Source organism: Pelagibius sp., assembly GCF_028281305.1.
GTDB lineage: Bacteria > Pseudomonadota > Alphaproteobacteria > Kiloniellales > Kiloniellaceae > Pelagibius.
Window position 1 is genome coordinate 30,342 of record NZ_JANQKD010000013.1, and the last position, 22,561, is coordinate 52,902.

At 65.5% G+C, this 22,561-nt stretch carries 20 protein-coding genes and 1 riboswitch; of the genes, 6 read left to right on the plus strand and 14 right to left on the minus strand.

Annotated elements, in window-relative coordinates:
• Positions 1-2: 2 nt before the first annotated feature.
• From Q0982_RS02890 to Q0982_RS02900, 3 genes are all read right to left on the minus strand, one after another.
• On the minus strand, positions 3-1,697 hold the full coding sequence (locus Q0982_RS02890) for a peptide ABC transporter substrate-binding protein (RefSeq protein ID WP_299391547.1): 1,695 nt from the start codon (positions 1,695-1,697) through the stop codon (positions 3-5).
• A gap of 169 nt (positions 1,698-1,866) precedes the next feature.
• On the minus strand, positions 1,867-2,850 hold the full coding sequence (locus Q0982_RS02895) for a TAXI family TRAP transporter solute-binding subunit (RefSeq protein ID WP_299391548.1): 984 nt from the start codon (positions 2,848-2,850) through the stop codon (positions 1,867-1,869).
• A gap of 220 nt (positions 2,851-3,070) precedes the next feature.
• Entirely contained in the window at positions 3,071-3,631 is a 561-nt protein-coding gene (locus Q0982_RS02900; RefSeq protein ID WP_299391550.1) for a hemerythrin domain-containing protein, read from the minus strand.
• 334 nt (positions 3,632-3,965) lie between these two features.
• Between Q0982_RS02900 and Q0982_RS02905 the strand changes: the two genes are divergently transcribed.
• A complete protein-coding gene (locus Q0982_RS02905; protein WP_322096937.1) occupies positions 3,966-5,300 on the plus strand; it encodes a polyhydroxyalkanoate depolymerase in 1,335 nt (444 codons plus the stop codon).
• 74 nt (positions 5,301-5,374) lie between these two features.
• Here the strand turns inward: Q0982_RS02905 and Q0982_RS02910 are convergent, their stop codons facing one another.
• Both Q0982_RS02910 and Q0982_RS02915 read right to left on the minus strand, forming a co-directional pair.
• Positions 5,375-6,031: a class I SAM-dependent methyltransferase gene (locus Q0982_RS02910; protein WP_299391552.1), complete on the minus strand. Its 657-nt coding sequence runs from the start codon at positions 6,029-6,031 to the stop codon at positions 5,375-5,377.
• Positions 6,032-6,388: 357 nt separating this feature from the next.
• Positions 6,389-6,574 (minus strand): hypothetical protein, encoded by a 186-nt coding sequence (locus tag Q0982_RS02915; RefSeq protein WP_299391553.1) that lies wholly within the window; start codon positions 6,572-6,574, stop codon positions 6,389-6,391.
• 503 nt (positions 6,575-7,077) lie between these two features.
• Between Q0982_RS02915 and Q0982_RS02920 the strand changes: the two genes are divergently transcribed.
• Together Q0982_RS02920 and Q0982_RS02925 are read left to right on the plus strand one after the other, a co-directional pair.
• Positions 7,078-7,785: an AAA family ATPase gene (locus Q0982_RS02920; protein WP_299391555.1), complete on the plus strand. Its 708-nt coding sequence runs from the start codon at positions 7,078-7,080 to the stop codon at positions 7,783-7,785.
• A 1-nt stretch (position 7,786) separates the two neighbouring features.
• Positions 7,787-10,468: an SPOR domain-containing protein gene (locus Q0982_RS02925; protein ID WP_299391556.1), complete on the plus strand. Its 2,682-nt coding sequence runs from the start codon at positions 7,787-7,789 to the stop codon at positions 10,466-10,468.
• A gap of 45 nt (positions 10,469-10,513) precedes the next feature.
• Here Q0982_RS02925 and Q0982_RS02930 read toward each other — a convergent pair whose 3' ends face one another.
• The 4 genes from Q0982_RS02930 to Q0982_RS02945 form a co-directional block, all read right to left on the minus strand.
• Positions 10,514-11,368, minus strand: coding sequence for a division plane positioning ATPase MipZ (locus tag Q0982_RS02930; RefSeq protein ID WP_299391558.1), 855 nt, complete (start codon positions 11,366-11,368; stop codon positions 10,514-10,516).
• A gap of 184 nt (positions 11,369-11,552) precedes the next feature.
• Positions 11,553-12,122, minus strand: coding sequence for a hypothetical protein (locus Q0982_RS02935; RefSeq protein ID WP_299391559.1), 570 nt, complete (start codon positions 12,120-12,122; stop codon positions 11,553-11,555).
• Between the two features lie 176 nt (positions 12,123-12,298).
• Positions 12,299-12,988, minus strand: coding sequence for an orotate phosphoribosyltransferase (locus Q0982_RS02940; protein ID WP_322096938.1), 690 nt, complete (start codon positions 12,986-12,988; stop codon positions 12,299-12,301).
• Between the two features lie 115 nt (positions 12,989-13,103).
• Entirely contained in the window at positions 13,104-14,435 is a 1,332-nt protein-coding gene (locus tag Q0982_RS02945) for a multidrug effflux MFS transporter (protein WP_299391563.1), read from the minus strand.
• Between the two features lie 402 nt (positions 14,436-14,837).
• Between Q0982_RS02945 and Q0982_RS02950 the strand changes: the two genes are divergently transcribed.
• A complete protein-coding gene (locus Q0982_RS02950; protein ID WP_299391564.1) occupies positions 14,838-16,400 on the plus strand; it encodes an MFS transporter in 1,563 nt (520 codons plus the stop codon).
• Between the two features lie 34 nt (positions 16,401-16,434).
• Here Q0982_RS02950 and Q0982_RS02955 read toward each other — a convergent pair whose 3' ends face one another.
• Together Q0982_RS02955 and Q0982_RS02960 are read right to left on the minus strand one after the other, a co-directional pair.
• Complete coding sequence (locus Q0982_RS02955; protein WP_299391566.1) at positions 16,435-16,905, minus strand: hypothetical protein; 471 nt, start codon at positions 16,903-16,905, stop codon at positions 16,435-16,437.
• A 77-nt stretch (positions 16,906-16,982) separates the two neighbouring features.
• Positions 16,983-18,062 carry a patatin-like phospholipase family protein gene (locus tag Q0982_RS02960; RefSeq protein ID WP_299391567.1) on the minus strand — a complete coding sequence of 360 codons (1,080 nt, stop codon included), beginning with the start codon at positions 18,060-18,062 and terminating at the stop codon, positions 16,983-16,985.
• Positions 18,063-18,200: 138 nt separating this feature from the next.
• Between Q0982_RS02960 and Q0982_RS02965 the strand changes: the two genes are divergently transcribed.
• Positions 18,201-18,395: a hypothetical protein gene (locus Q0982_RS02965; protein ID WP_299391569.1), complete on the plus strand. Its 195-nt coding sequence runs from the start codon at positions 18,201-18,203 to the stop codon at positions 18,393-18,395.
• A 32-nt stretch (positions 18,396-18,427) separates the two neighbouring features.
• Here the strand turns inward: Q0982_RS02965 and Q0982_RS02970 are convergent, their stop codons facing one another.
• The 3 genes from Q0982_RS02970 to Q0982_RS02980 all read right to left on the minus strand — a co-directional run bounded on the left by Q0982_RS02970 (position 18,428) and on the right by Q0982_RS02980 (position 21,631).
• Positions 18,428-18,871 carry a PaaI family thioesterase gene (locus Q0982_RS02970; RefSeq protein ID WP_299391570.1) on the minus strand — a complete coding sequence of 148 codons (444 nt, stop codon included), beginning with the start codon at positions 18,869-18,871 and terminating at the stop codon, positions 18,428-18,430.
• A gap of 75 nt (positions 18,872-18,946) precedes the next feature.
• Positions 18,947-20,782: a hypothetical protein gene (locus tag Q0982_RS02975; protein WP_299391572.1), complete on the minus strand. Its 1,836-nt coding sequence runs from the start codon at positions 20,780-20,782 to the stop codon at positions 18,947-18,949.
• A 12-nt stretch (positions 20,783-20,794) separates the two neighbouring features.
• Complete coding sequence (locus Q0982_RS02980) at positions 20,795-21,631, minus strand: phytanoyl-CoA dioxygenase family protein (protein ID WP_299391573.1); 837 nt, start codon at positions 21,629-21,631, stop codon at positions 20,795-20,797.
• A gap of 155 nt (positions 21,632-21,786) precedes the next feature.
• Positions 21,787-21,976, plus strand: a riboswitch (FMN riboswitch).
• A 99-nt stretch (positions 21,977-22,075) separates the two neighbouring features.
• Here Q0982_RS02980 and Q0982_RS02985 point away from each other — a divergent pair.
• Entirely contained in the window at positions 22,076-22,552 is a 477-nt protein-coding gene (locus Q0982_RS02985) for a 6,7-dimethyl-8-ribityllumazine synthase (protein WP_299391575.1), read from the plus strand.
• Positions 22,553-22,561 lie beyond the last annotated feature (9 nt).

The following is a 22,561-nucleotide window of genomic DNA, read 5'->3' on the forward strand; positions in this document are numbered from 1 at the left end:
CTTCAACGCCCTTCCACCGTCCAGTCCTCGACCCAGAGGGAGGAAGAGGCCATCTGGCCCGTCGGGCGCAGACCTTTCAGCCACTTCGGCAGCACATAGGCGTTGGCGCGCCAGTAGAGCGAAATCACCGGCACCTCTTCGGCATAGATCTGCTGGACTCTTGCCCACATCTCCTTGCGTTTGGTGCGGTCGAGTTCCACGCCGATGGCGTCGATCAGCTCGTCCATCTCCGCGTTGCGGAAGCCGGTGTAGTTCTGGCCGGACCAGCCGTTCTCTTCCGCCGGGATCTCTTCGGAGTGCAGCGTGGTGCGCGGCACGTGCTCCGGTCCCTTGCCCCAGGCGAACATGGCAAGCCCGGTGAAGCGGCGATGATGTACGGTCTCCCCGAAGAAGGCGCGCGGCGGTTCGTTGCGCACGCGCATGTCGATCCCGGCCTGCTTCCACTGACTTTGCAGCACCTGCTGGACCAGCTCGCGGATGCGGTTGCCTGCAGTCGTCATGAACTCCAGGCGCAGCGGCTCGCCGGCCGCATTGTGGCGGACGCCGTCGCGCATCTCGCTCCAGCCCGCCTCGTCCAGCAGGGCGGCGGCTTTCTGCGGGTCGTGGCTGTACTTCTTGATGTCCGGATAATGGACCCAGTCCAGCGGCGAGACGCCCGAGTGCGCGACCGGCTGGCGGCCTTCGAAGAGGCGTTCGCTGATGGCCTCCCGGTCGATGGCGTAGACCAATGCCTGGCGCACCCGCTTGTCCTGCAGGATCGGGTTTTCGAGCATCAGGTCGATGTGTTCGTAGAGCAGCCCGGGTTCGTAGATGATCTGGTAGTCCTCGCCGTTGCGCTTTTCGAAAGCCAGGGCCTGATCGAGCGTCAGGCCTAGCTCGCCGGAGATCATGTCAATGTTGCCGGACAGCAGGTTGGCCTCCAGCGCCGTCGTCTTTTCGATGGTGAGCAGGGTGATGCGGTCGAAGGTCGGGCGCTTGCCCCACCAGGTCTCGTTGCGCTCCAGGACGATGCGCGAGCCGGGGATCGCCTCGACGATGCGGTAGGGGCCGAAGGCGAGGCCCGGGTTGGTCGGGTCGTTGTCGAAGGCGGTGCGGTTCCGGTAGTCCTCCGGCGCGGTGTCGAAGATCGGCTCCTCGATGTGGGCCGGCAGCAGCCGGAAGTCGTTGATGGCGGCATACTCGAAGGAGATGCGGTCGACGTGCATGACGAAGGTCTTGTCGTCGATGACGTCGATGGAAAGGATGCGGCGGTAAAGCTCCAGGCTGCCGACGCCGGACTTCTCGTGCCGCCCCACCTTGTAGGTGAACAGCACGTCCCGGGTAGTAATCGGCGTGCCGTCGCCCCAGGTCGCCTCCGGCTGGATGGTGTAGGTGAGGGCGATGCCCTGCCCGTCTCCTGCGCCCTCAACGCCCTCCGGCAGGGCCTCGGGAACGGCGGTGCCGGCCTCGATGGACGGCAGTTCGACGCAGAGCATGCAGATAAGCTGCCATTCGTGGTCGTAGACCGTCATCGGCCGCTGGGTCATCGACATGATGTAGGACTTGGCGACCGAGGCTTCCCTGCTGGGATGCAGGGTCGTGGGGTATTGCGATATGCCGATGCGCAGTTCCTCGGCTGCGGCGGGCAGCGGCCCTGTAAAGGCGGTGGAGAGACTTCCCGCAAGTGCCAGGACGACGGCCAGCAACAGCTTTCGCATCGGCAAACCCCTTTCGCATCCTACCCTGTCGGCGCTCCGGTCAGGCGCTTCACGCTGCCTGCTTCCGGGTGCTTCGGGCCAGTCTATCCGACCGCGGCCCCCAAGGCGAAGGCTTTGCGGGGTCGCGCACGGGGACGTGAAAGGCGCCGAAAGGCCCGCCGGAACGGCCTTACATCCAGCCCTTCTCTTTGAAGTAGCGCGCCGCCCCCTCGTGCAAAGGGGCGGAGAGGCCGTCGCGCACCATCACTTCGGGCTGCAGGCGGGCGAAGGCCGGATGCATGGCGCGGAAACGCTCCAGGTTTTCGAAGATCGCTCTGGTGACGGCGTAGACGGTCTCCGCCGGCACCTGCGCCGAGGTCACGACCGTGGCCTTGACGCCGAAGGTGGCGACATCGTTGGCGTTGCCGGCATAGAGCCCGCCGGGGACCGCCGTCATGGCGTAGTAGGGGTTGTCGTCGACCAGTTTCTGGATCTGCCGTCCGGACACCTCGGCAATCACCGCATCGCAGAGCCGCACGGCCTGGGCGACCGAGTCGTTGGGATGGCCGACCGTATAGATCATTGCCTGAATGCGGTCATGACAGAGCGCGAGCGACTGCTGGCTCGCCGGCAGTTCCTCGGCAAGGCTGAACGACGTCTTGCTCCAGTTCATCGCCTTCATCACCACTTCCATGGTGCCGCGCTGGCCCGAGCCGGGGTTGCCGATGTTCACGCGCTTGCCGGCGAGATCACGCAGATGCTGAATCCCGGAATCGCGCCGGGCGACCACCGTAAAGGGCTCCCCGTGCACCGAGAAAACGGCGCGGAGATCGGAGTCGGCCTTGGCCTCGGCAAAGCGGCTGGTGCCGTTGACGGCGTGGAATTGCCAGTCGGACTGGGCGACGGCAAACGCGATGGTGCCCTGGCGCACGGCTTCCAGGTTGGCGATCGACCCCGCCGTCGGTTCCGCGGTGCAGGTGATGCCGTGTTCGCTCTGCGTCTGGTTGATCAGGCGGCAGGCAGCACGGCCGACCTGGAAATAGACTCCGGCGCGGCTGCCGGTACCGATGGTCACCGTCTCCTCGGCTGCAGCCGTCGGTTCGCCGAACGAAACGACCGCGGCCAGGACGGCAAGTGGGAACAGCAGGCAAGGTAAACAGAGTCGTTGCGCCATTTGATCCTCCCCAGATTGGATAATCCAATACGGTCAGCGGCGGATCGGATGACGCCCAGCGGTCCTGAACGGTGGGTCACGTACGCCCTTGCGGCGGCAGTCCAAGGACCTCTCGGCGCCGGAGATCCTGCAATTTTTCCTATTATCGTTTGAATACGGACAGTCTAGAGCATGTTCCGTGGCGGCTGAAGGGCGCTGTGCCGCGCGGCGTGAACCGGCTTCAGGCCATGGAGGCCTGGTCCCACGCGATGATGTCTTCGTAAATCGCGGAGAAGCGCTGGTCTTCGCGCCGTTCAAAGAGAGGATCTTCGATCGGTTTCAGTTGCGCGCCGATGGCCGCCCAGTCTTCCGGTTTGAGGCTGCGTTGGGCGGCTGGGAAGAAATGCTTCTCCTCCATCATGATGTGCCGGCGATAGGCACTCAGGAATTCGACAGCGACCTCCTGGATCGCGCTGCGTTCAATGGGAATGTCCTGTTCAACGGACTCGATGGCCGCGGCAAACTTGCGGGTTTTTTCAGCCAGAGCCGCGTGTTCCTCGCGCAGATCGCGCACACCCTCGAGAGCCCCGGGATTGCGCTCTTTCAGACGGTCGAAGATCAGGTCTTCCAGCGGATGATGATGAAGGTCCGGATAAGACAGGCAGTAGTACAGAATACCGTCCAGGATATCGAAATCCAGGGACCTGCCGTCTTCGAAGGCTGCCATCTGGCGCTCCAGGGCGTCCAGCAGCTTGGTGATCCGGGAGTGATCGTTGCGCAGGGATTCGATGACGCCGGCCATGGGTACACCTCTGCTTGAGAAGGCCGCTCTCACGAGAGGGCCCGGCAAGGGAGAGGCAAGGATAGGGGCCGCTCCGGCGCCCGGACATTGACCTGCGTCAAGCAGGCAGCGCAGGGGGGGCGCCGCAGACGATGGCTCGTTTATGGCTCAGCGGTTCGATTACGATGGCTCGACTTTTCCCTTCGCCCGGCTCGGTGCGAAGTGATAGATTGCCGGCGCGGCGCGGTGGCTGCAGCGGCGTCCGTGGGTCATGAGGTTGCAGAAACGGCCTCTGACATCCGAACAAGGCAGCTGACACAAGTGCAGCTGAGACAAACGCAGTACGACTGGGGGAGTGCCCGAAAGCGGCACGGCAACACTGGGGGCCACTGAAACCTTGCTTTACCATGCCTATGAGTTGACTCACGCTGCGGTGAGACCGCTGCGCATGCAATCCGACGCGCTGCGCTATGCCTGCCGAAGCGCCTTCAGCCCTGTTGCCTACACACCCGTCGGCAAGGCGGTGGCTGCGGCCTGTGAGGTCTTCGAGAACGTGACACGGCGTTACGGCAAGCCGGAGTGGGGAATCGATGCTGTGGACATCGATGGCGAGGCGGTCGCCGTTGAGCCCCGCCTTGTTTACGGCAAGCTGTTCTGCGACCTGCTGCACTTCAAGCGGGACAAGCCGGCTGTTGCCGGACGCAAGGATCCCAAGGTGCTGATCGTGGCGCCGCTTTCCGGCCACTACGCCACCCTGCTGCGGGGCACAGTGAAAGCGATGATCCCGGAGCACGAGGTCTTCGTGACCGACTGGCGCGACGCCCGCTTCATGCCGCTTGCGTATGGGCGCTTCGATCTCGACGACTTCATCGACTATGTGATCGACTTCATCCGCTTCATCGGCCCGGACACCCATGTCATTGCCGTCTGCCAGCCTTCGGTGCCCGTGCTGGCAGCGGCCGCCGTGATGGCCGAGCAACGCGATCCGCTGCAACCCGCGTCGATGACATTGATCGGCGGACCGATCGATACCCGCCGCAACCCGACGGCGGTGAACGAACTTGCGGCTTCGCGGCCGCTGTCATGGTTCGAGCACACGGTCATCTCGCCGGTGCCGTTTCCCTGTCCCGGCGCCATGCGGCGCGTCTATCCCGGCTTCGTTCAGCTGACGGGCTTCATGACCATGAACATGGAACGCCATCTGGATGCCCACGCCGACCTGTTCCGTCACCTGATCGAAGGGGACTGCGACTCGGTCGATCAGCACCAGCGCTTCTACGAGGAATACCTCTCGGTCATGGATCTGACGGCGGAGTTCTACCTGCAGACCATCGACACGGTGTTCCAGAAGCACGCGCTGCCGAACGGCACCATGTACCATCGCGGAAAGCCGGTCGACTGCCGCGCCATTCGCAACACGGCGCTGATGACCATCGAAGGGGAGCTGGACGACATCTGTGGCCTCGGCCAGACCGAAGCCGCGCACGATCTTTGTCCGAACATCCCGGCTGCGGACCATCACCACTACGTGCAAGAGGGTGTCGGGCACTACGGTGTCTTCAATGGACGGCGCTGGCGCGACGAGATTCAGCCGCGGCTGAAGAAGATGATTCGGGCAACCGGGCGTCGGCGCCGCGCCTCTTCTCGGCTTTCGGGCCGGCTTTCGGGCCGGCTTTCGGGAACGGCCTGAGCGCCGGGCTCCCGGACCACCGCGTGGCTGTTTCAGAAGCGAACCGCGTTTAAGGCTGCGGGTGGGCCGCCGCGTCAGGCGCTGCGCTTGTGCAAGCGCCGGTCCTGTTCTCTCTTCGGCGGTTGCGACTCGAGCGCGGCGCTGCTGCGCTGATAGCGCCAGACCGAAGCCGGGGGAATGTTATCCATCACCCAACTGGCACGGCGGCCCCGAAGGCCGAGGGCGGCGGCAATGCGCTTGGAGACCGGTGAGGCCGGGCCGTAGGTGAACTGAACAAAGACGCCGTGGTCGTCGAGCACGGCCATGGATTCGGCGACGATCTGGCGGCAGATCCGGTCAGGGATCGACAACAGCGGCAGGCTCGAGACCACCGCCTTGACCTTGCCGATGCCGGCGTTCTGAAGCAGCCGGCGCAGGTTCGCCGCATCGCCCTGCAGCACCCGCACCTGGGGGAAGCGTTCGGCGATCACCCGGTGGAACGCTTTGTCGCGTTCGATCACGATGATGTCCCTGTGGGGGATACCGGCTTCCAGCAGGGCAGCGGTGATGTTGCCGGTGCCGCCGCCCAACTCGATGATCGCGCCCTCGGCGTCGTGGTCAATCTCTGCGGCCATGGCGGTGGCGAGGCTGCGTCCGCTCGGCACCACGGCTCCGACAGCCTTCGGGTTGCGCAGCCAGCGCCCCAGAAAGCGGATATTGCGCTTCAGGTTCTTCGGTCGGCCCAATTCCATCGGCCCAGTTCCATTAACCCAGTTCCATCAACCCAGTTTCGCCGGCATGGTCCGGTTTGATCCGTCCGCCCCCGGCGGTTGCTCGCCTTGCACAGGCCCCTGCGGCGGTCCCCTGACAACCGGGCCGGCAGCTCCGGACAAGCAATACCAAGCGCTTGCGAATCCACACAGCGCCTAAGGATATGCTGTATATGGACCCGGGTCGCTCGTCCACAAGTGATCTTCCTGTGGTGCGGCGCGATGGCAAGGGAAAGTCAGCAACGACGGGAGCTCCGAAAAAGGCCATTCAGGCCCTTCTCGGAGCAACCTCTTTACCGTCATTTCTTCCCCCGGTTTTGTCAGCCCAAAGGGCGAAGATCACGCTTCAAAGTCGATCTTCTGTCCCCGGTCGGGATCCGGATAGGGAAACCGCGGGGGCGGGTCCTTTGGGGCCGACTCCACCGGCCGGGCCGAGTCCGACTTGGCGGCGGGCGTGACTTCAGGCGCCACCGACTGCGTCGATCCCGTGTTGGCCAGCGGCACGGGGCTTGGTTGGATCTGCATTTGAACCTCCTAAAGTTCAGGCAGCCGCTCTCCCATTACTATATAATACATCGAGGCGCTTAAGTAAATATTTAAATAAAAAGCAAGTAATGCTAAATTCAAGTAAAATTTTATTCAAATTTTCTCTCGATGTGTATTCGTCTGCCAGTAGATTTACTTGAATTCAAGGTTGATTTTGAGATGACAACGCACGCTTTACGCGCTAAACATGCCTGGAGGGAGGGCGCAGCCGGCTGTGTCCCACAGCGGCTGCCGCAGGGCGGCGAAGGCCTGCATTCTCTGGCCAAGGGCTTTGCCGCGATGCACTTTTTTTGCCCTGCGCAATATGTCCAGCTTCCAATCAACCGCTACATATAGTATAGGTTAACAAAATATTAACTGTCACTGGTAGGTGCGGGGAGCTTACGCTTTCTTGCAGCGCTGAGGTAAGGGCTGCTGACGCCGCGTCGGGCCGCGGTTGGTCGGCATTGAGGGGCTCTTGTCAATTGGGGGAGCGGGCGGTTGTGAAGGTTGTTGTTGTTGCATCCCAAAAGGGTGGATCCGGAAAAACGACGATTGCCGGGCACCTGGCAGTTCAGGCTGAACTCAGCGGCCGCGGGCCGGTCGGGCTGATCGATGTCGATCCGCAGGGCAGCTTGGCGGACTGGTGGAACGAGCGGGCGGCGCCCAATCCCTTCTTCATCCAGACCGCGGTTCCGCGCTTGGCGCAGGACGTCAAGGAACTGGCTGCGCACGGCATGGAATTGCTGGTGATCGACACGCCACCGGCGCTGACCGGCACGATTGCCGATGTCATCCGCGTTGCCGACCTGGTGGTCATTCCCACGCGTCCGAGCCCGCACGACCTGCGCTCGATCGGGGCGACCATGGAACTGGTGGAACATCTGGGGAAGCCGCTGGTCTTTGTGGTCAACGGTGCGGCGCCAAGAGCCAAGATCACAGCGGAAGCGGTTTCTCTGCTGTCCCAGCATGGGCCTCTGGCTCCTGCGATCATTCATCAGAGAGTCGATTTCGCCGCCTCCATGATCGATGGCCGCACGGTGATGGAATTGCCCGGCGAGTCCCGCTCGGCGCGCGAGATTGCGGCGCTTTGGGATTATCTCGATGTCCGGCTGTCCGGAGCGAGGAGGCCCCGGAGGGTGCCCGCCGTTCCGCCGGCCCTGACCGGCTCCGAGCAGACCAATCAGATCAAGGTTGAGGGCAGAGCCTGAGATGACTCAAGCCAAGGCGGCTTCCCTGACCAGTGCGCTTTTCGCACGCAAAGGCGCTGCGTCCCCGGCCAGCCTCGTCATTGCCGAGCTTCAGACGGAAGACGGGCCCGAAGGCGCGCTGCCGGTCCAAAAGGGCAAGGGCAGGGGCCAGGACTCCTCCGAGCGGCGGCAGGCAAAGCTGCCGGAGATCGAACAGGAACTGCCGCTGCTGGCCTTTGTCGACGCCCAGAGCAAGAAAGCCGAAATCGGGAAAGATGGTGCCCTCCCGGCCGATGGCCCTGGCGCCGTCGATCAGCCCCGGGACGTGGATCAGCCCCGGGAGGTGGATCAGCCCCGGGAGGTGGATCAGCCCAGAGACGACGAAAGCCACGGCACGCCGCTGGCGCGCAACTCTGGTACCGCCGGCGACAGCGCCGGTGAAGCGGACCTTGAGCCGAGTCCGGCTGCGAGCCTTTTGGACCGCAGCCCCCTCGGGTTGCGAGACGATGCCGAGGAGGCTCCGGGGTCTTCGGAGAACGTGGCACAAGAAGACGCGGCAGATGCGGCAGAGGCAAATGCGGCAGAGGCAGATGCGGCACAGCAGGCACCCGATCCTTCTGACGTGCTGGGCCCGGAAGTGCGGGCCATCTCCGAAGTGCAGGCCATCGAAGCGGAGATCGTGGAAACCGGTGCAGCCTCGTCCGGGCCTGTTGTCGACGACCCGCTGGTCGCCGATCCGGCACCGGCGGCGACAGTGCCCTCGACTGCCGATGTCTTCGAACCGGAAGTTATCGACGCCGAGATCGTCGAACCCGCAGATGCCGGTGATACGCCTGCCGCGGTGACGCAGAGCGCGGGCCAGCGCGGCGAAGCGTCTGTCGGGAGTGGCGAAGCGGCCCGCAGCGGTGAGGCGGAGGTTGCCGCCGGCCCGCCAGACGATCCGCAAGAGGCGGTGTCCGCCACGCCCGCATCCGCGCCCGAAGAGACTGCGGCAGAGGCGGCAGTGTCTGGCACGGCAGCCTCGACCGAGACCGGCGATGCGGAGGCCAGTGATCAGGCAGCCAGTGATCAGGCAGCCAGCGATCCGGCGGCCAGTGATCCAACAGCCGGTGGTTCGCGCACCAACGATTCGGGTGGGCCGACGCCGGATGCGGAGAAGAGACAGGCACCAGGCGATCCGCTGCTCTCTGACCAAGAACAGGCCGCTGCGGGGACTGCTGGAGACAAAGCAGACGGCGAGGATCCCGAAGAGGCGCTTAAGAGCGAGCCTTCCGTCATCGCCAAGCCGGAAGAGCGCGATCCACCGCGCACCTCCTCCGCGGTCAATCTTCGCCTGGCGCAAAAGATCGACGGGCCCAAAGAGGGCAGTCGACCGACTGCTCCTATGACCGCTCCCGCCACCGCTTCGGCTTCCACCGCTTCGGCTTCCACCGGGCCGCTGCGCGCCGGGCCCGCTGCTGCAGCGCGCGACCGTCTTGGCTCAGGGCACAGCACAGGGCACAGCACAGGGCGCGACCGCAGCCCCTGGCGCATCGCCGCTGTGATCGCTGTCGGCGCGGCGCTCGGCTTCACGGCCTATACGCTCTGGCCGCGGTCGTCAGACCCGCAATCCACAGAAGCTCAATCTACAGAAGCTCAATCCACAGGGACCCAGTCTGCGGAGACCCGGTCCCCAGACGGGTCGTCCCCGGGCGCACCGCAGGCCGCGGCGGCGGGCCAGGGCTCCGACGCTGCTGTGCCGGCCTCTGCAACGGAACCCGAAGGCAGCGTTGAAAGCGCTGCGCAGGCTGCGGACGGGCCGCAGGATGAAGACGCTTTGCCGCCCGAAGACGCAACGGCGGCCGGCACGGACGCTGACCTCGCGGCCGCCGGGACGACCGCGGCGGCCGCGGAGCCTTCCTTCGACATCATCCGGATCGAGCCGAACGGCCAGTCGATCATTGCCGGGCGTGCGGAACCGCTGAGCGAATGGATTCTGCTGAACAACGGCGAGCCCATCGGCACCGTTCGGGCCGATATCAATGGTGAGTGGGTGCTGTTGCCGGATGCTTCGCTGATCCCCGGCGCCAACGACTTCAGCCTTGTCAGGAAGGCAGAGCGCGGCAAGGTCGAGATCCCTGCGACAATCGGCCCCTCCTCCGAGGCGCCTGGAAGCGCCCCAGGGAGCGCCCCAGGGAGCGTGCCTGCGAGCGCGCCGGACGCGGCGGCGCAGGCTGCGGCGACGGTGTTGCCGGAGGACGCGCTTTCGGGAGAGGAGTTTTCGGCGGAGGGCCTGTCCGCCGGGGTTGTTCTGCCCCGTCTGAAACCCCGCCAGGAGCCTGCGGCAGAGGAACAGTCTTCGGTGATCAATCTGGCGCCCGGCGGCGGCTATCAGGTCCAGTTCGCATCGGTCCGCCAGAGTGACGCGGCGGAACGGGAACGCGAAAGGCTGATCGACGTCTTTCCGTCCCTCCTCGGCGGGCTCGGCCTTCGGGTGCAGGAGGCCACCATTGACGGTGCCGGGGTCTTCTATCGCCTGCGTACGGGGCCGATCGCTGATCTCGGCAAGGCTCGCGAACTCTGCCGCCGGCTGGAGGCAGAGGGGCAGGGCTGTCTTGTTGTGGCCCGCGCCGTAAATCCGCCGCTGACGGGCACTGATGCCGACTTGCTCGACCCGCCGGCGTCGGTTCTGACGCCGAACCAGCAGGCGGAGATACCGGACTGAGGTGCGGGCCTTGCGCCGGTGCGCTGCTGCCGGGCGATGCTGTCGTCAGGCGGCGCCGGCGTCGTAAAGGCCGATCGCTTCCAAAACGTCCTTGATCTCCCGGCGGGCGGCCGCGTGGCTGCTGGTCTCGCCTTCCTCAGGCAGATCGAGTGCGGTCAGTCCGCTGAGGAAGAGCTCGCGGAAGACGACCCGCTCGCTGACGCCCGGAGCGACGCGAAAGCCGATGCGCTTCGAGAGGACCGACAGCAGGTTGCTGATCTCCCGCATGTTGCGGGCTTCGATATGGGCCAGCCGGTTGCGCAGCACCACCCAGTCGATCGGCGGCCGTCCGGTGACGACGCGCTGATTGTTCTGCTCCCAGACCAATTGGCTGTACACGCTCGGCGCTTCCACCAGCCGGTCCTCGCGGTTGATGCGCGCCAGAACTTCGATGTCCAACAGGCTGTCGTTCAGGGGTGTCACGAGGGTGTCGGCGAAGCGGTGCCCCAGCCGGCAGAGCGAAGAGTCGCTGCCCGGTGTGTCGATGACCACGAAGTCGCAGCCCTGCGCCTCGGCCAGCGCTGCCTGCAGGCGCTGCTCCTCATCCTCCGTGGCCTGCTGACGATCGGCGGCGGCGGAGCGTTCGACCACCGCATGGCGCGGCAGTTCCAGCGTCCGACCGCTTCGCTCGGCGTAGTCTTCACGGTTCTTGAAAAAAGCGGACAGCGTTGCCTGGCGGGAATCCAGATCGAGGGTCGCGACCTTGAAACCCAGTTTCATCAAGGCGACGCTCAGATGAATGGCTGTGGTCGACTTGCCGGTGCCGCCTTTCTCGCTGCCGACCACGACAACGTAGGGACCATTGTCGTCCGGCTGCTCCGCAGCCCAGTCCCCCTCTGACTCGACGATCGCCCCCTGCATGGTCACGACGCTAGCACAGCGCGAACGCGAGTTCACGGTGTTGACGCGACGGGAGAGATGAAAAGCTGAGGCGCCGCCTCGCACCCTGGCATTCCGGCCAGGTCCGGCACCGCAGCCGGTCGATCTTGCGCTCCCCCTGCAAAACAGCTCTCCCCAGAATCGACCTCCCCAGAACAGCCCCTTTTTAGAACAAGACCGTCCAGCTCTCCGTATCGCGGGCTGCAGCAGCCTGGGCGACAGTTGAGTGGCCGCCAGGGGATACCATTCTCAGGTGTTCCGCCTCTTTTTCGTCGTCGAGCTCTTGGGGCTGGTCGGCCCGCTCCGGCTCAAGACCGGGGCCTTTCTCCGGCTGACCCACGCTCTCGGCGACGTTGCCCTTGAGGGCGGCCAAGCGGCGGGCGAGGACCTCGGTCTTTGCCCAGGCCAGGAACTCTTTGCCTTCCTTGTTCTTGTGGACCGCCGCCCATTGCTGGCGCTTGTCCGAGCGCATGGCAAAGGCGATGTTCTCGCCCTCCAGGCCGCAGTCGAGGGACTGCGTATAGGGCGGCACCTTGCCGCCCCAGATCTCTGAAATGACGTTCCAGGAGAAGCCTTCTTTGACCAGCAGTTCCATCATCACCTGGTCGAACTCGCCGCGCGCCAGTTCCAGCGCATAGCTGATCATGCAGTCCAGTTCCTGGCTGCCTGTGGAAGCGCTTTCAAGCTCGGAGATGACGCGCGTGATGATGTCGCCTTCCGGCGTGTTCCGATCCATGCTCCCCGTCCCCAGACCCTCGGTTGAAGTGTACTGATTTTGCGATGGAAGAGAAGCGCCCCTACCTCGGAATCACAAAAAATAGATTTGCTTATGGTTAATTTCGCGCCGGAAAACTACCTCCGGTGTCCGGGCTGTGTAGATCCTGCCGCCTAAGGGTTCAGCCGCGGCTGCGGCTAGCCGTTCGACTTGGCCTGCGCGTCCGCTGTCCAGCTGTTCGGATCCTGCAGGAAGTGCCGCACCGTATCGACCTCCGCGCTTTTGAGGTAGCCGGTCTGCTCGGCGACGGCCAGCGCGTCCCACCAGGTTGCAAGGGCGTGCAGCCTCACACCGCGCTCCTGCAGCGCGGCGACGCCCTCAGGGAAGATGCCGTAGTGGAAGACTACGAAGGTATGGGCGACCTCGGCGCCGGCCTTGCGCAGGGCGTCGACGAAGGTGAGTTTGGAGCCGCCGTCGGTGGCCAGATCCTCAACCAGAAGTACCCGGCTGCCTTCCGGCAGATGCCCCTCGATCTGGGCGTTGCGGCCGAAGCCTTTCGGTTGTTTGCGGACGTATACCATCGGCAGGCCCAGGCGCTCGGCGATCCAGGCGGCAAAGGGGATGCCGGCGGTTTCGCCGCCGGCGATGCAGTCGATCGACTCGTAGCCGGCTTCGCGCTTGATGAGCTCGCAGCCGAAGTCCATGAGCTGCGCGCGTGCGCGCGGGAAGGAGATGATCTTGCGGCAGTCGACATAGACCGGGCTGACGCGGCCGGAGGTGAAGGTGAAGGGCTCCTGCGGGCGAAAGAGGATCGCTTCGATTTCCAGCAGGATCCGGGCCGTGACCGCCGCCATGGCCTGTGGGTCTGATGTGCTTGCCGCGTGCATTGTCCGTCCTCGAGGTTCGGCGCCGGGCGGAGGTTTGCTTGGCTCGGCGCCAGCTTTTGCTGGGCCGGTTGTAGCCCGCCGGGCCGAGTCGATCAAACTTCCGCCCGGCTGTCGACTATTCGGTCCCGCGGGAAAGCGCTGCCGAGGGACGGGACGCCAGCGCGATCTTGGCCAGGAAGTAGCCGATGAAAGCAATGATCGCAGCGGAGGTCATGACGCTGACCATGGGGATGGCGCTCTCGCTCTGCAGGTGCCCGACCACAAGGGTGGCAACGCCGCCGACCATCATCTGCAGAAAGCCCAGCAGGCCGGAGGCGGTTCCGGCCAGGTCCGGACGGACCGAGATCGCCGAAGCGGTGGCATTGGGCAGGCTGAGGCCATTGGCCAGCCCTATGAACATGACCGGGCCGAACAGCATGAGGGGCGTCATCTCGCCCGAGAGCGCGAGGCCGGTCATCAGGGCCATGCCCACGAGCGCGAGTGCGCTGCCGGCCAGGGTCATGCGCTCCGGTCCGACTTTCGTCGACAGCCGGCCGGCCAGGTAGTTGCCGGTCATGTAGCTGGCCGCATTCAGCATGAAGTAGAGCCCGTACTCGCTGGGCGGGCGGCCCATCACCTCGATCATCATGTAGGGGGCGCCGGCCAGGAAGGCGAAGAACACCGCCGTTGTGAAGGACACGTTGATCGCGTAGCCGGTGAAGGCCGTGTCCTTGAGCAGCGTCCCGAACCCCCGGACCATGCTGACCGGCCCGGCGACGACGTCGCGGTCGAAGTGGGTCTCCACGAGCAGGAACCAGGCGAAGGCCAGAACCACCGCGCCGACCAGCAGGACCAAGACGAAAGAGGCACGCCAGCCGAAGAGGTCGTCGGCAAATCCGCCCAGCAGGGGTGCGACCATCGGGGCCACCACCATCGCCATGGTGATGTAACCGATCATGCTGGCTGATTCGCTGCGATCGTGGGTGTCGCGCACGATGGCGCGGCCCAGCACCAGGCCGGCACAGCCGCCCACGGCCTGGATCACCCGGCCGACGATCAGCATCGCGATGCTGTCGGCCAAGGCGCAGAGCAGGGTGCCCAGAAGAAACAGCAGGACGCCCCAAAGCAGCACCGGCCGGCGCCCGAAGCGGTCGGAGAGCGGGCCGAGGAAGAGCTGCGAGATGGCGACGCCGAAAAGGTAGAGGGTCAGTGTGAGTTGGATGGTGCCATAATCGGTGTTGAAGACCGCCTTCATGCCCGGCATCGAAGGGATGAAGATGTTCAGGGCCAGCGGGCCGAGCGCGGTGACGGCGATAAGGATGCCCAGCGAAGGCCGGCGCACCGCGCCCTTCCGCAGGGCTTCCGCCGCGACGGGGCGCGGCATCGCCTGGGGCGGCGGCAGCGGCGCGGCCCCGGCCGCCGCCTCGGGCTGCCGGTGCTCGTCCCGTTCGTCGCTCGCCTCGCGCATTCTTCTCCCCGGAAAAGCCAATGTATCAAGCGGACGTCAGCGAGGACGCCCCGCGCGACTGCCGCAATCGCGATGGGCGCAATCGCGATGGGCGCAATCGCGATGGGCACAATCGCAATTGGCGTAGTCGCAACAGCGGAGGTCCCGGTCGCATGCCACCCTCTTGCGCCGGCCGCAAAGAACACTCAGCTTAGGAAACAGAGAAACCTGCCCGGCGGCCGGATCTGTCTTCTCCCGGCCCCTTTCGTCCCGGCCCTGTTCGGGCCCGCCGAAATGACACTCTTCCTTGCGGTGACTGTTACACGAAGATGATATCTCTGCGGGAACAAAGCCAGTGACTTGTCCGCATAGCTGCCCTGTTGCCCGGAAAACAGCCCTTTTTGGAGCGAACCAGGACCGACGATGAAGATTGCGCCCTGCGATGACGGCCAGATCCAGGCCGGTGCCTGCACTGAGCCCTGCCGCCGGGAAGCCCGCCCGATCGTCCTGATGGTCACCATCCTGGGGTCCAGTCTGGCCTTTGTGGACGGCACGGTGGTGACCGTCGCCCTGCCGGTGATTGGCGAGCAGTTCGGCGGCTCGCTCAGCTTTATGCAGTGGGTGGTCAACGCCTATGCCCTGTTCCTGGCGGCCTTGCTCCTGGTCGGCGGCGCAGCGGGGGATCTTTACGGCCGGCGCCGGGTCTTCAACATCGGGGTGGTGGTCTTCGCGCTGGCCTCGCTGTGGTGCGGACTGGCGGAGACCGCGGGCCAGCTTGTCGCCGCGCGCGCGCTGCAGGGCTTCGGAGGCGCCCTTCTGGTGCCCAACAGCCTGGCCATTATCTCTGCCGCCTTTCCGCCGGAGGAGCGCGGCCGGGCCATCGGCACCTGGGCCGGATTCTCCGCCATCGCCGCTGCCCTGGGGCCGGTGCTGGGCGGCTGGCTGATCGACCTCGGGTCCTGGCGGCTGGTCTTCCTCATCAACCTGCCCGTGGCGGCGGTGGCGCTGGCGCTTTCGCTGTGGCGGGTTCCGGAATCCCGCGACCAGACGGCTGGGCGGCGGATGGATTGGGCCGGCGGCCTGCTGGCGGTGCTGGCTCTGGCGGCCCTGACTTACAGCCTCACGACCTTCGGCGAAAGCCGCCAGGTTTCGCAGCCCCTGGTCCTGGTGGGCGTCGCGGGTGTGCTGGGCCTGCTGGTCTTCCTCTGGGTCGAGCAGCGCAGCGGCGATCCGATGCTGCCGCTCGGGCTCTTCCGCTCCTCTGCTTTTGCTGGTGCCAATCTGCTGACACTCTTTCTTTATCTCGCCCTTTCCGGGGTACTGTTCTTCCTGCCGATCACCATGATCGAGGCGCACGGCCATACGGCGATGCTGGCCGGCGCAGCCTTCCTGCCCTTCACTCTGGTCATGGCCTTTCTGTCGCGCTGGGCGGGCAGCCTGCTGGACCGCTTTGGCGCCCGCCTGCCGCTGACCGTCGGCCCGATGATTGCGGCGGCTGGCTTTCTTCTGTTCATTCCGGCGGCGCCGGGCGCCTCGTTCTGGTCGGCCGTCGTGCCGGCCATGCTGGTGCTGGGCCTGGGCATGGCGGTTACCGTCGCGCCGCTTTCCACGGTGGTGATGAACGCGGTACCCGCCGGCCAGTCGGGTCTTGCATCCGGCGTCAACAATGCCGTCTCCCGTTTGTCGGGGCTGCTGGCTGTCGCCGGGCTCGGCGCCTTTGCCGCGCTGGTTTTCGATCAGAGCTTCGCGGCCCTGGCCGCCGGCGTCGAGCCCGCCGCGCGTGCCGCGGTGGCTTACGGCAGCGACGGCGCCATGACACAGCTCTCCGCTGCGAATGCACTCGCCCTGGAAGACGCCTACCGTCAGGCCATGGTCGATGCCTTCCGCGCCATTGCCTTCATCGGGGCCGCCTTGGCTGTGCTCAGCGCGCTCTGCGGCTTTTTCCTGATGCCCCGCTCCCCTCAGCCCCAGCCGCAGGGAGCGTGATGCGGGCTCTGCGCTCATTCGTGCTGCGTGTGCTTTAGGCGGCGGACATGGCGGCGCGGGTGCTCAAATAGGCTGAAGGATCAGGCGTCGACGTCATCATCGTTTCGCGCCAGGCTTCCTGTTCGGCGTTGATCAGGCCGAGCTCCCACACACAAGCGATAACGGGTCTGGCGGCCGTATCCATCGGCTTCTCCGCACCCCAAAGCGTCCGTTGGATGTGCTGGCACAGCACCGATCCTTGAATCCACCAGTGGGCCAGGATCGACACGCCAAGCTCGCCCGGATGAATGATCACAAAGCCCAGTCCGTTGTCTTCGCCCTCGGCCGCCACGAGCGGTGGGACTTCTAAGCCTACGAAGGAGCGGGCGTCGCGGATCAGGGCCTCCGTTATCTCCTGTCCGTCCGCCGCAATGCCGTAGACCTTGAGTGTCAGGGGCGCTATTTCCCAAAGACCCAGGTCCGATACCGCACGGGGTCGGTAGAGTTCTGTTCCGCCTATCGTCATGAGAATACCTCTATCCGCGAGACGCTTTCGGCATGGCGGTCGGAGCGGCTGGTTTTGGCATGAAGGCCGGACCCGCTTTACAGGTACATCGCGTCGATGTCGGCGGTGGAGCGCTTGCCGAGATCCTGGCGGTGGGCCGCCAGCCAGGCATCGGTGCGCGCGTAGCCGACGTCATGCAGGTGGCAGAGGAAGTCCCAGTCGGCATTCAGCTTGGAGGAAAAGCCCAGGTTCTGCATGACGTCCTCGGCATCGACGACATGCATGTTCAGGCGCTTCAGCCGCCCGCCGTCGTCGAAGCCCTTGTCGATCAGCTTGGTGACGAAACTGATGGCGCGCATTTCGCGCATCAGGCCGGCGTTGAAGGTGATGGTGTTCAGGCGGTCGATGATCTCCTGGGCAGAGGTCGGCGTCTTCTCGATGTTGATCGGATTGATCTGCACCAGAAGGACGTCCGGCGTCTCGGCGCCATAAATCAGGGGGAAGATCGCCGGGTTGCCCATGAAGCCGCCGTCCCAGTAGGCCTCGCCGTCGATCTCCACGGCCTTGTGAAGGTAGGGCAGGCAGGCGGAGGCCATCACCGCGTCCAGGCTCATCTCCTCAAGCTCGAAGATCTTGATGCGGCCGCGGCGCACGTTGGTCGCGGAGACGTAGAGCTTCACCGTCTTGCAGTGGCGCAGCTTCTCGAAGTCGATATGTTCGTGGATGGTGTCGCGCAGCGGATTGATGTCGAAGAAATTAAACTGATACGGCGAGAACACCCGCGACAGCGTGTCCAGCATCCAATAGCCGGGGGCGTAGTCCATGCCGCCGAGGCCGGTCATACGGTCCAGCGGGCTCGGCTGCATCATCGTCAGCGCGGCGATTTCCGAAACGCGCTTCCAGACGGCGCGCAGCAGATCCCGCGCCCCTTCGCGGCCGCCGACCGAGAGGCCGTAGGCCATGACGGCACCGTTCACCGCACCGGCGCTGGCGCCGGTGACGCCCTCGATGGCGATCCCGTCGTCTTCCAGCAGGCGATCGAGCACGCCCCAGGTGAGGGCGCCGTGGGCCCCGCCGCCCTGGAGGGCCAGATTGATCCGCTTGACGCCGCGGCCCTGCGGCCAGGGGTCCGCGCAATCGCCCGCCGGGCTGCCGTTCTTGGCTCCGGACTTCGCCATCTCATCCGATCTCCCGCTTGCTGCTGGGCATGCTGCCAGCTTACGGTTGCGGCGCAGCATCGCAAGGGCCAGAGTGTCGGGGTGCAGAGTATGGGGTGAAGTCTGCCTTGGGGCAGACTGCCTGGTGGAGGAGTACCCATGGCCGGCGGCGGTATCGACTACTGGACCGAGCATTGGCTGGCGCGCCACTGGCTGCGCCTGCGGCAGAAGGCGGGAACCTTCACCGAGGGCCAGCGCATGATGATCAGGGAAAGCGACGAACAGCTTCGCGGCCGCTTCCTGGCGTTCGGGCTCTTCCTGGCTGTCGTGGCCCTGATGGTCTGGATCGCCTGAGGCCGGCGCCCGCCTCTGGCCAACACCGTTGTTCAGCGCTTGGTGATGTACTTGAAGCTGCCCTGGCCGCTGCCGACCACCCGTCCGGCCTCGTCCACCACCTGACACTCGGCGAAGAAGATGCTCTTGCCGCCGCCGCTGCGCCGCGCCGTCGCGGTCAACCGCTGGCCGGCCTGGGCAGCGCCGATGAAGCTGCTGGTGAGCGAGAGGGTGAAGGCGCGCCGGCCCGGTTCGCCGGGGGCGCTGTAGCAGCCGCAGTAGCCGCAGGCGGTATCGATCAGCGTCGTCAGAACCCCGCCGTGCATCACGCCGCTGCGGTTCAGGTGCCGGGCTTCGACGGTCAGCGCGATGCTGGCCAGGTCCGGCTCCCAGGCCGCCAGTTCATAGCCCACGAGGTCGGCAAAGCCGCCGCGCAGGCGCAGCGGGTCCAGGCTCTCTGTGTCGCTGGAGTCAGGTTTCGATGGCGAATCGGGCATGGCCGCAGACTGCCCCGCTGCGTCACCGCTGTCCAGGGGCGGCGCGCTCCGCCCCGATGACAGGGGAACAGTCCGCTACCGGACGAAGCGCCGCAACAGGCCGAAGCAGAACAGGGAGAAGCAGCAGATCAACGCGACCTCTGCCAGAAAGACGGCGTCGTCCAGGCTGTTGTTGACGGTAAAGGTGACCAGCGGCATGGCGACGAAGCCGGTCGCGAAGAACCGCGCCAGCGTGTCCCGCAGAACCACCCCGCGCAGATAGAGCGCCAGCCCCCAGAGGCAGAAGGCCAGAACGTAAGGCAGCCCGTACTGCGGGAAGGTCAGCAAGGCGAGATCGAGCGCCGGGTAAGCCTCCTCGTCGCAGCACCCCTCGAGGTAGCGCATGAAGAGCACCGTTATGGCGACGGCATAGACATGAACGCCCAGCAGCATGAGATCACGGGAGCGCAGGCCGCGGCCGTCGCCGCCGGCATAGCGCAGCCAGGTGAAGAGAGCCGAAAGGGCGGCGATGATGCTGCCGACGAAGGCGATGCGGTTGGCGTTGGCGATCACCAGCCGTGCCGAGCGCCGCAGGTGCACCATGGGCCGCGGGGGAAACAGGCCGCGCCACCAGGGCACCTCTCGCAGGGCCCGGGCGCGCAGGGTCGCGGCCATGCCGGCGGCGAGCGCGAAGACCAGCCAGAAGAGCTGGCCGGCGATCAGGTCCAGAACGTCACCGCGCACCTCGGCGGGCACCCGTTCTCTGTTATCAAACAGAAAACCCCAATAGAACAGGTCCCGCGTCTCGTTGGCCGCGGTCAGCAGGCAGCCGCCGATCCAAAGCCGTGTCGTCAGCGCCAGAAAGCCGCTGCGCAGATGGCGGTAGAGGGCGACGAAAGGCAGCACCACGATCAGCACGGCGGGGTAGACGAGATCGCTGTCCAGCAGGCCCTCCAGCAGGACATCGACAAGGATGTCGGCCAGCACCAGGACGGTGGCGACCTGCAGCCAGGCGAGGCGGGCGTCGCGTTCCGCGATTCTGGCCATGGTTTCGGCCTTGCGTTGCCGCAGCAGCGAGAGGGCGACACCCTGATAGGCGGCGATGCCGATGCCGGCGAGCACCAGGTTCGCGCCCCAGTCCTCCAGGCCCAGGGTCCAGACCAGAACCGCCCAAAGGCCCGCCAGAATGGCATCGGTCAGAAAGTGGCGGTAGGCGGAGCCGGCCAGATGGCGGGTGCGAAAGCTGTAGACGATGAAGAGGACCAGGACCACCGCCACCATGGCGGCGATGAGCCCTTGCGTGTCCGCGTTGTCTCTGATGGTGACCGCCAGGTAGGCCAGCAGGCTGAAGCCCAGGGCCATCTTGCTGCTCTGCGGCTGGTGGCGGAACTTCAAGTAGATCGCCGGTGCATAGAGGGCGATGCCGGCGGCAAGCTGGGCACCGCCGGAGATCTCGGCACTGAGCAGGAAGATCATCGGCAGGTAGAGGGTCGCAGTGTTGAACTCGTAGTCGGCGCTGCGTCCCGTCGCGTTGAGCGCGACCAAAACCCAATAGAGGACCACCGCAGCGGCGATCGCTCCCGGCATCCAGGGGGTCTGCAGGATCGCGAGCATGCCAAGACCGACGGCAAAGGCGGCGCCGCCGGGCAGGCTGCGCCTGCCGCCAGCCTGGCCAATTGCCGTGACCAACCCGCAGAGCGCGGCGAGCCCCGCCATGACCAGCGCCGGCAAAAGGCTGTCGCGAAGGGCAGGCGCCGTCAGCAGGTCGGTCTCGCGAAGCAGGTAGACGAGGGTCAGCAGACAGCCGTGCAGACCGACGAAAGGCAGGATGCGCCCGTTCATGCGGCTTTCGAAAACCGCGACCTTCTCGTCGATGCTGCCCGCCGCAATGGGCGCCTTGGCCTGCCGCGCCAGGTCCTGGAGGGATTCCATAGCCAGTCCCCGTCAGGCCACCCGGCCTTCGGCGTTGCCGGCCTCGGCCTCGTCGAGCAGCTGCGGATAGGGATAGTCGAGCCCGACCAACTGGCGCAGCAGCGGAGAGGCGCGGTCCAGGATCTGCGGATCGAGACCGCGAACCTGATCTTCCATCGGCTTCACGAACTTGGGCAGGTACTGGATCAGCACGGCGCTGCGGTCGCCGTCGCTGTCGTTCGGCATCGCGCTGTGCCAGGCGAGCCCGAAGAAGATGGCAACGTCACCGGCCTTGCCGGTCATGCGTTCCAGCTTTGCCGCGGCCCTGTCCTCCGCGCTCGGATAGCGGCCGAGCTTCTGGCTGCCCGGGACGATGGCGGTGGCTCCGTTCTCCGCCGTGAAGTCGTCGAGCAGGATGGTCACCTGGGCGTTCAGGGGGAAGCTGGGGTTGATCCGGGCGGGAAAGCTCTCCGGCTTGTACATGTCCCAATAGGGATAGTCGATGTGAAGCTCCTGGCCGGGTCCGCCGGGCAGCAGCCGGTTGGCGGCGATGGATCCGAGAATGAATTCGGAGCCGAGGAAGCGCCGCATGATGGAGACGACCGGTTCGCGCTGCACCATGGCGACGAAGATGTCGCCCTTGTTCAGAAGGTTCCAGACCCGGCGCTGAAGGTGCAGCTTCTCGGGATTGGCACCCTGGAAGTGGGTCGCCTTGGGCGCATCGCTGTCCGAGTAGCGCATGATCAGGGCGCGCGCCTCGGCGATTTCCGCCGCAGTGAAGACCTGCGGCAGGACCACATAGCCCCTGCCGTCGATCAGTTCGGTGACGATGCCTTCCTGCGTGGCGGCCTCTTGTGCAATCTGCTCCATCTTCCCGCTCCCAGCGCTCCATGATAGGGCCGGAGCGGGCATCAAGGCCACATTGCTTTTGGGGGAGGACCGGTGTCGGCCCCTGCGCGGGCGCAGCAGACCATCGACAGGCAAGGGCGGCTGCGCTAAGGATGAGAGGCCCCGCCGACGGCGGGGCGCGTTCTCAGGGCGGGGTGAAAGTCCCCACCGGCGGTGAAGGCGCCCGTGCACAGGAAAGCCCACGGGGCCTGCAGCCCGCGAGCGCCCTTGGCAGGTCATCCCATCGGGATAGCGGCTGCCGGGGGGTCAGCAGATTCGGTGCAAATCCGAAGCCGACGGTGACAGTCCGGATGAAAGAGAATGGAAGAAGCGGTTCGCGGCGGTCTGCGTTCAGCAGTCCGCAAGGATCGTGTGTATTCCTGCCGCCCTGGTTCTGGTTTCTGACGTCGTCATTAGGAGAAAACCATGAATCAGAGCTCCCCCAGCCGGCCGGAAGGCCGCGTCGCTTTTGTCAAAGCGCGCTGGCATGCGGACATTGTCGATCAGTGCCACGCTTCCTTCGAGGAGGCCCTGACCAGCCTTTCGGATGGCCGCCTTGCCGTCGAGGCCTACGAGGTGCCGGGCGCTTTCGAGATCCCGTTGCTGGCGCGCGATCTGGCCAAGACCGGGCGTTTCAAGGCGATCGTCGGCTCCGCCTTCGTCGTCAACGGCGGCATCTACCGCCACGAGTTCGTGGCGGAGACCGTGGTCTCGGCGCTGATGCAGGTGCAGATGGACACCGACCTGCCGGTGTTCTCCGCCGTGCTGACGCCGCACAACTTCCATGAGAGCGAGGAGCATCGGCGCTTTTTCTTCGAGCATTTCCGCGTCAAGGGGCGGGAGGCCGGCGAGGCCTGCGTCACCCTGCTGCAGGTGCGCGAGGCGGTGAAGCAGGCCGCCTGACGTGAGAGG

Coding starts and splice junctions, on each gene's coding strand:
- Q0982_RS02890 (WP_299391547.1), bottom strand. CDS start 1,697: ATGCGAAAGCTGTTGCTGGCCGTCGTCCTGGCACTTGCGGGAAGTCTC.
- Q0982_RS02895 (WP_299391548.1), bottom strand. CDS start 2,850: ATGGCGCAACGACTCTGTTTACCTTGCCTGCTGTTCCCACTTGCCGTC.
- Q0982_RS02900 (WP_299391550.1), bottom strand. CDS start 3,631: ATGGCCGGCGTCATCGAATCCCTGCGCAACGATCACTCCCGGATCACC.
- Q0982_RS02910 (WP_299391552.1), bottom strand. CDS start 6,031: ATGGAATTGGGCCGACCGAAGAACCTGAAGCGCAATATCCGCTTTCTG.
- Q0982_RS02915 (WP_299391553.1), bottom strand. CDS start 6,574: ATGCAGATCCAACCAAGCCCCGTGCCGCTGGCCAACACGGGATCGACG.
- Q0982_RS02925 (WP_299391556.1), top strand. CDS start 7,787: ATGACTCAAGCCAAGGCGGCTTCCCTGACCAGTGCGCTTTTCGCACGC.
- Q0982_RS02930 (WP_299391558.1), bottom strand. CDS start 11,368: ATGCAGGGGGCGATCGTCGAGTCAGAGGGGGACTGGGCTGCGGAGCAG.
- Q0982_RS02935 (WP_299391559.1), bottom strand. CDS start 12,122: ATGGATCGGAACACGCCGGAAGGCGACATCATCACGCGCGTCATCTCC.
- Q0982_RS02940 (WP_322096938.1), bottom strand. CDS start 12,988: ATGCACGCGGCAAGCACATCAGACCCACAGGCCATGGCGGCGGTCACG.
- Q0982_RS02945 (WP_299391563.1), bottom strand. CDS start 14,435: ATGCGCGAGGCGAGCGACGAACGGGACGAGCACCGGCAGCCCGAGGCG.
- Q0982_RS02950 (WP_299391564.1), top strand. CDS start 14,838: ATGAAGATTGCGCCCTGCGATGACGGCCAGATCCAGGCCGGTGCCTGC.
- Q0982_RS02955 (WP_299391566.1), bottom strand. CDS start 16,905: ATGACGATAGGCGGAACAGAACTCTACCGACCCCGTGCGGTATCGGAC.
- Q0982_RS02960 (WP_299391567.1), bottom strand. CDS start 18,062: ATGGCGAAGTCCGGAGCCAAGAACGGCAGCCCGGCGGGCGATTGCGCG.
- Q0982_RS02965 (WP_299391569.1), top strand. CDS start 18,201: ATGGCCGGCGGCGGTATCGACTACTGGACCGAGCATTGGCTGGCGCGC.
- Q0982_RS02970 (WP_299391570.1), bottom strand. CDS start 18,871: ATGCCCGATTCGCCATCGAAACCTGACTCCAGCGACACAGAGAGCCTG.
- Q0982_RS02975 (WP_299391572.1), bottom strand. CDS start 20,782: ATGGAATCCCTCCAGGACCTGGCGCGGCAGGCCAAGGCGCCCATTGCG.
- Q0982_RS02980 (WP_299391573.1), bottom strand. CDS start 21,631: ATGGAGCAGATTGCACAAGAGGCCGCCACGCAGGAAGGCATCGTCACC.
- Q0982_RS02985 (WP_299391575.1), top strand. CDS start 22,076: ATGAATCAGAGCTCCCCCAGCCGGCCGGAAGGCCGCGTCGCTTTTGTC.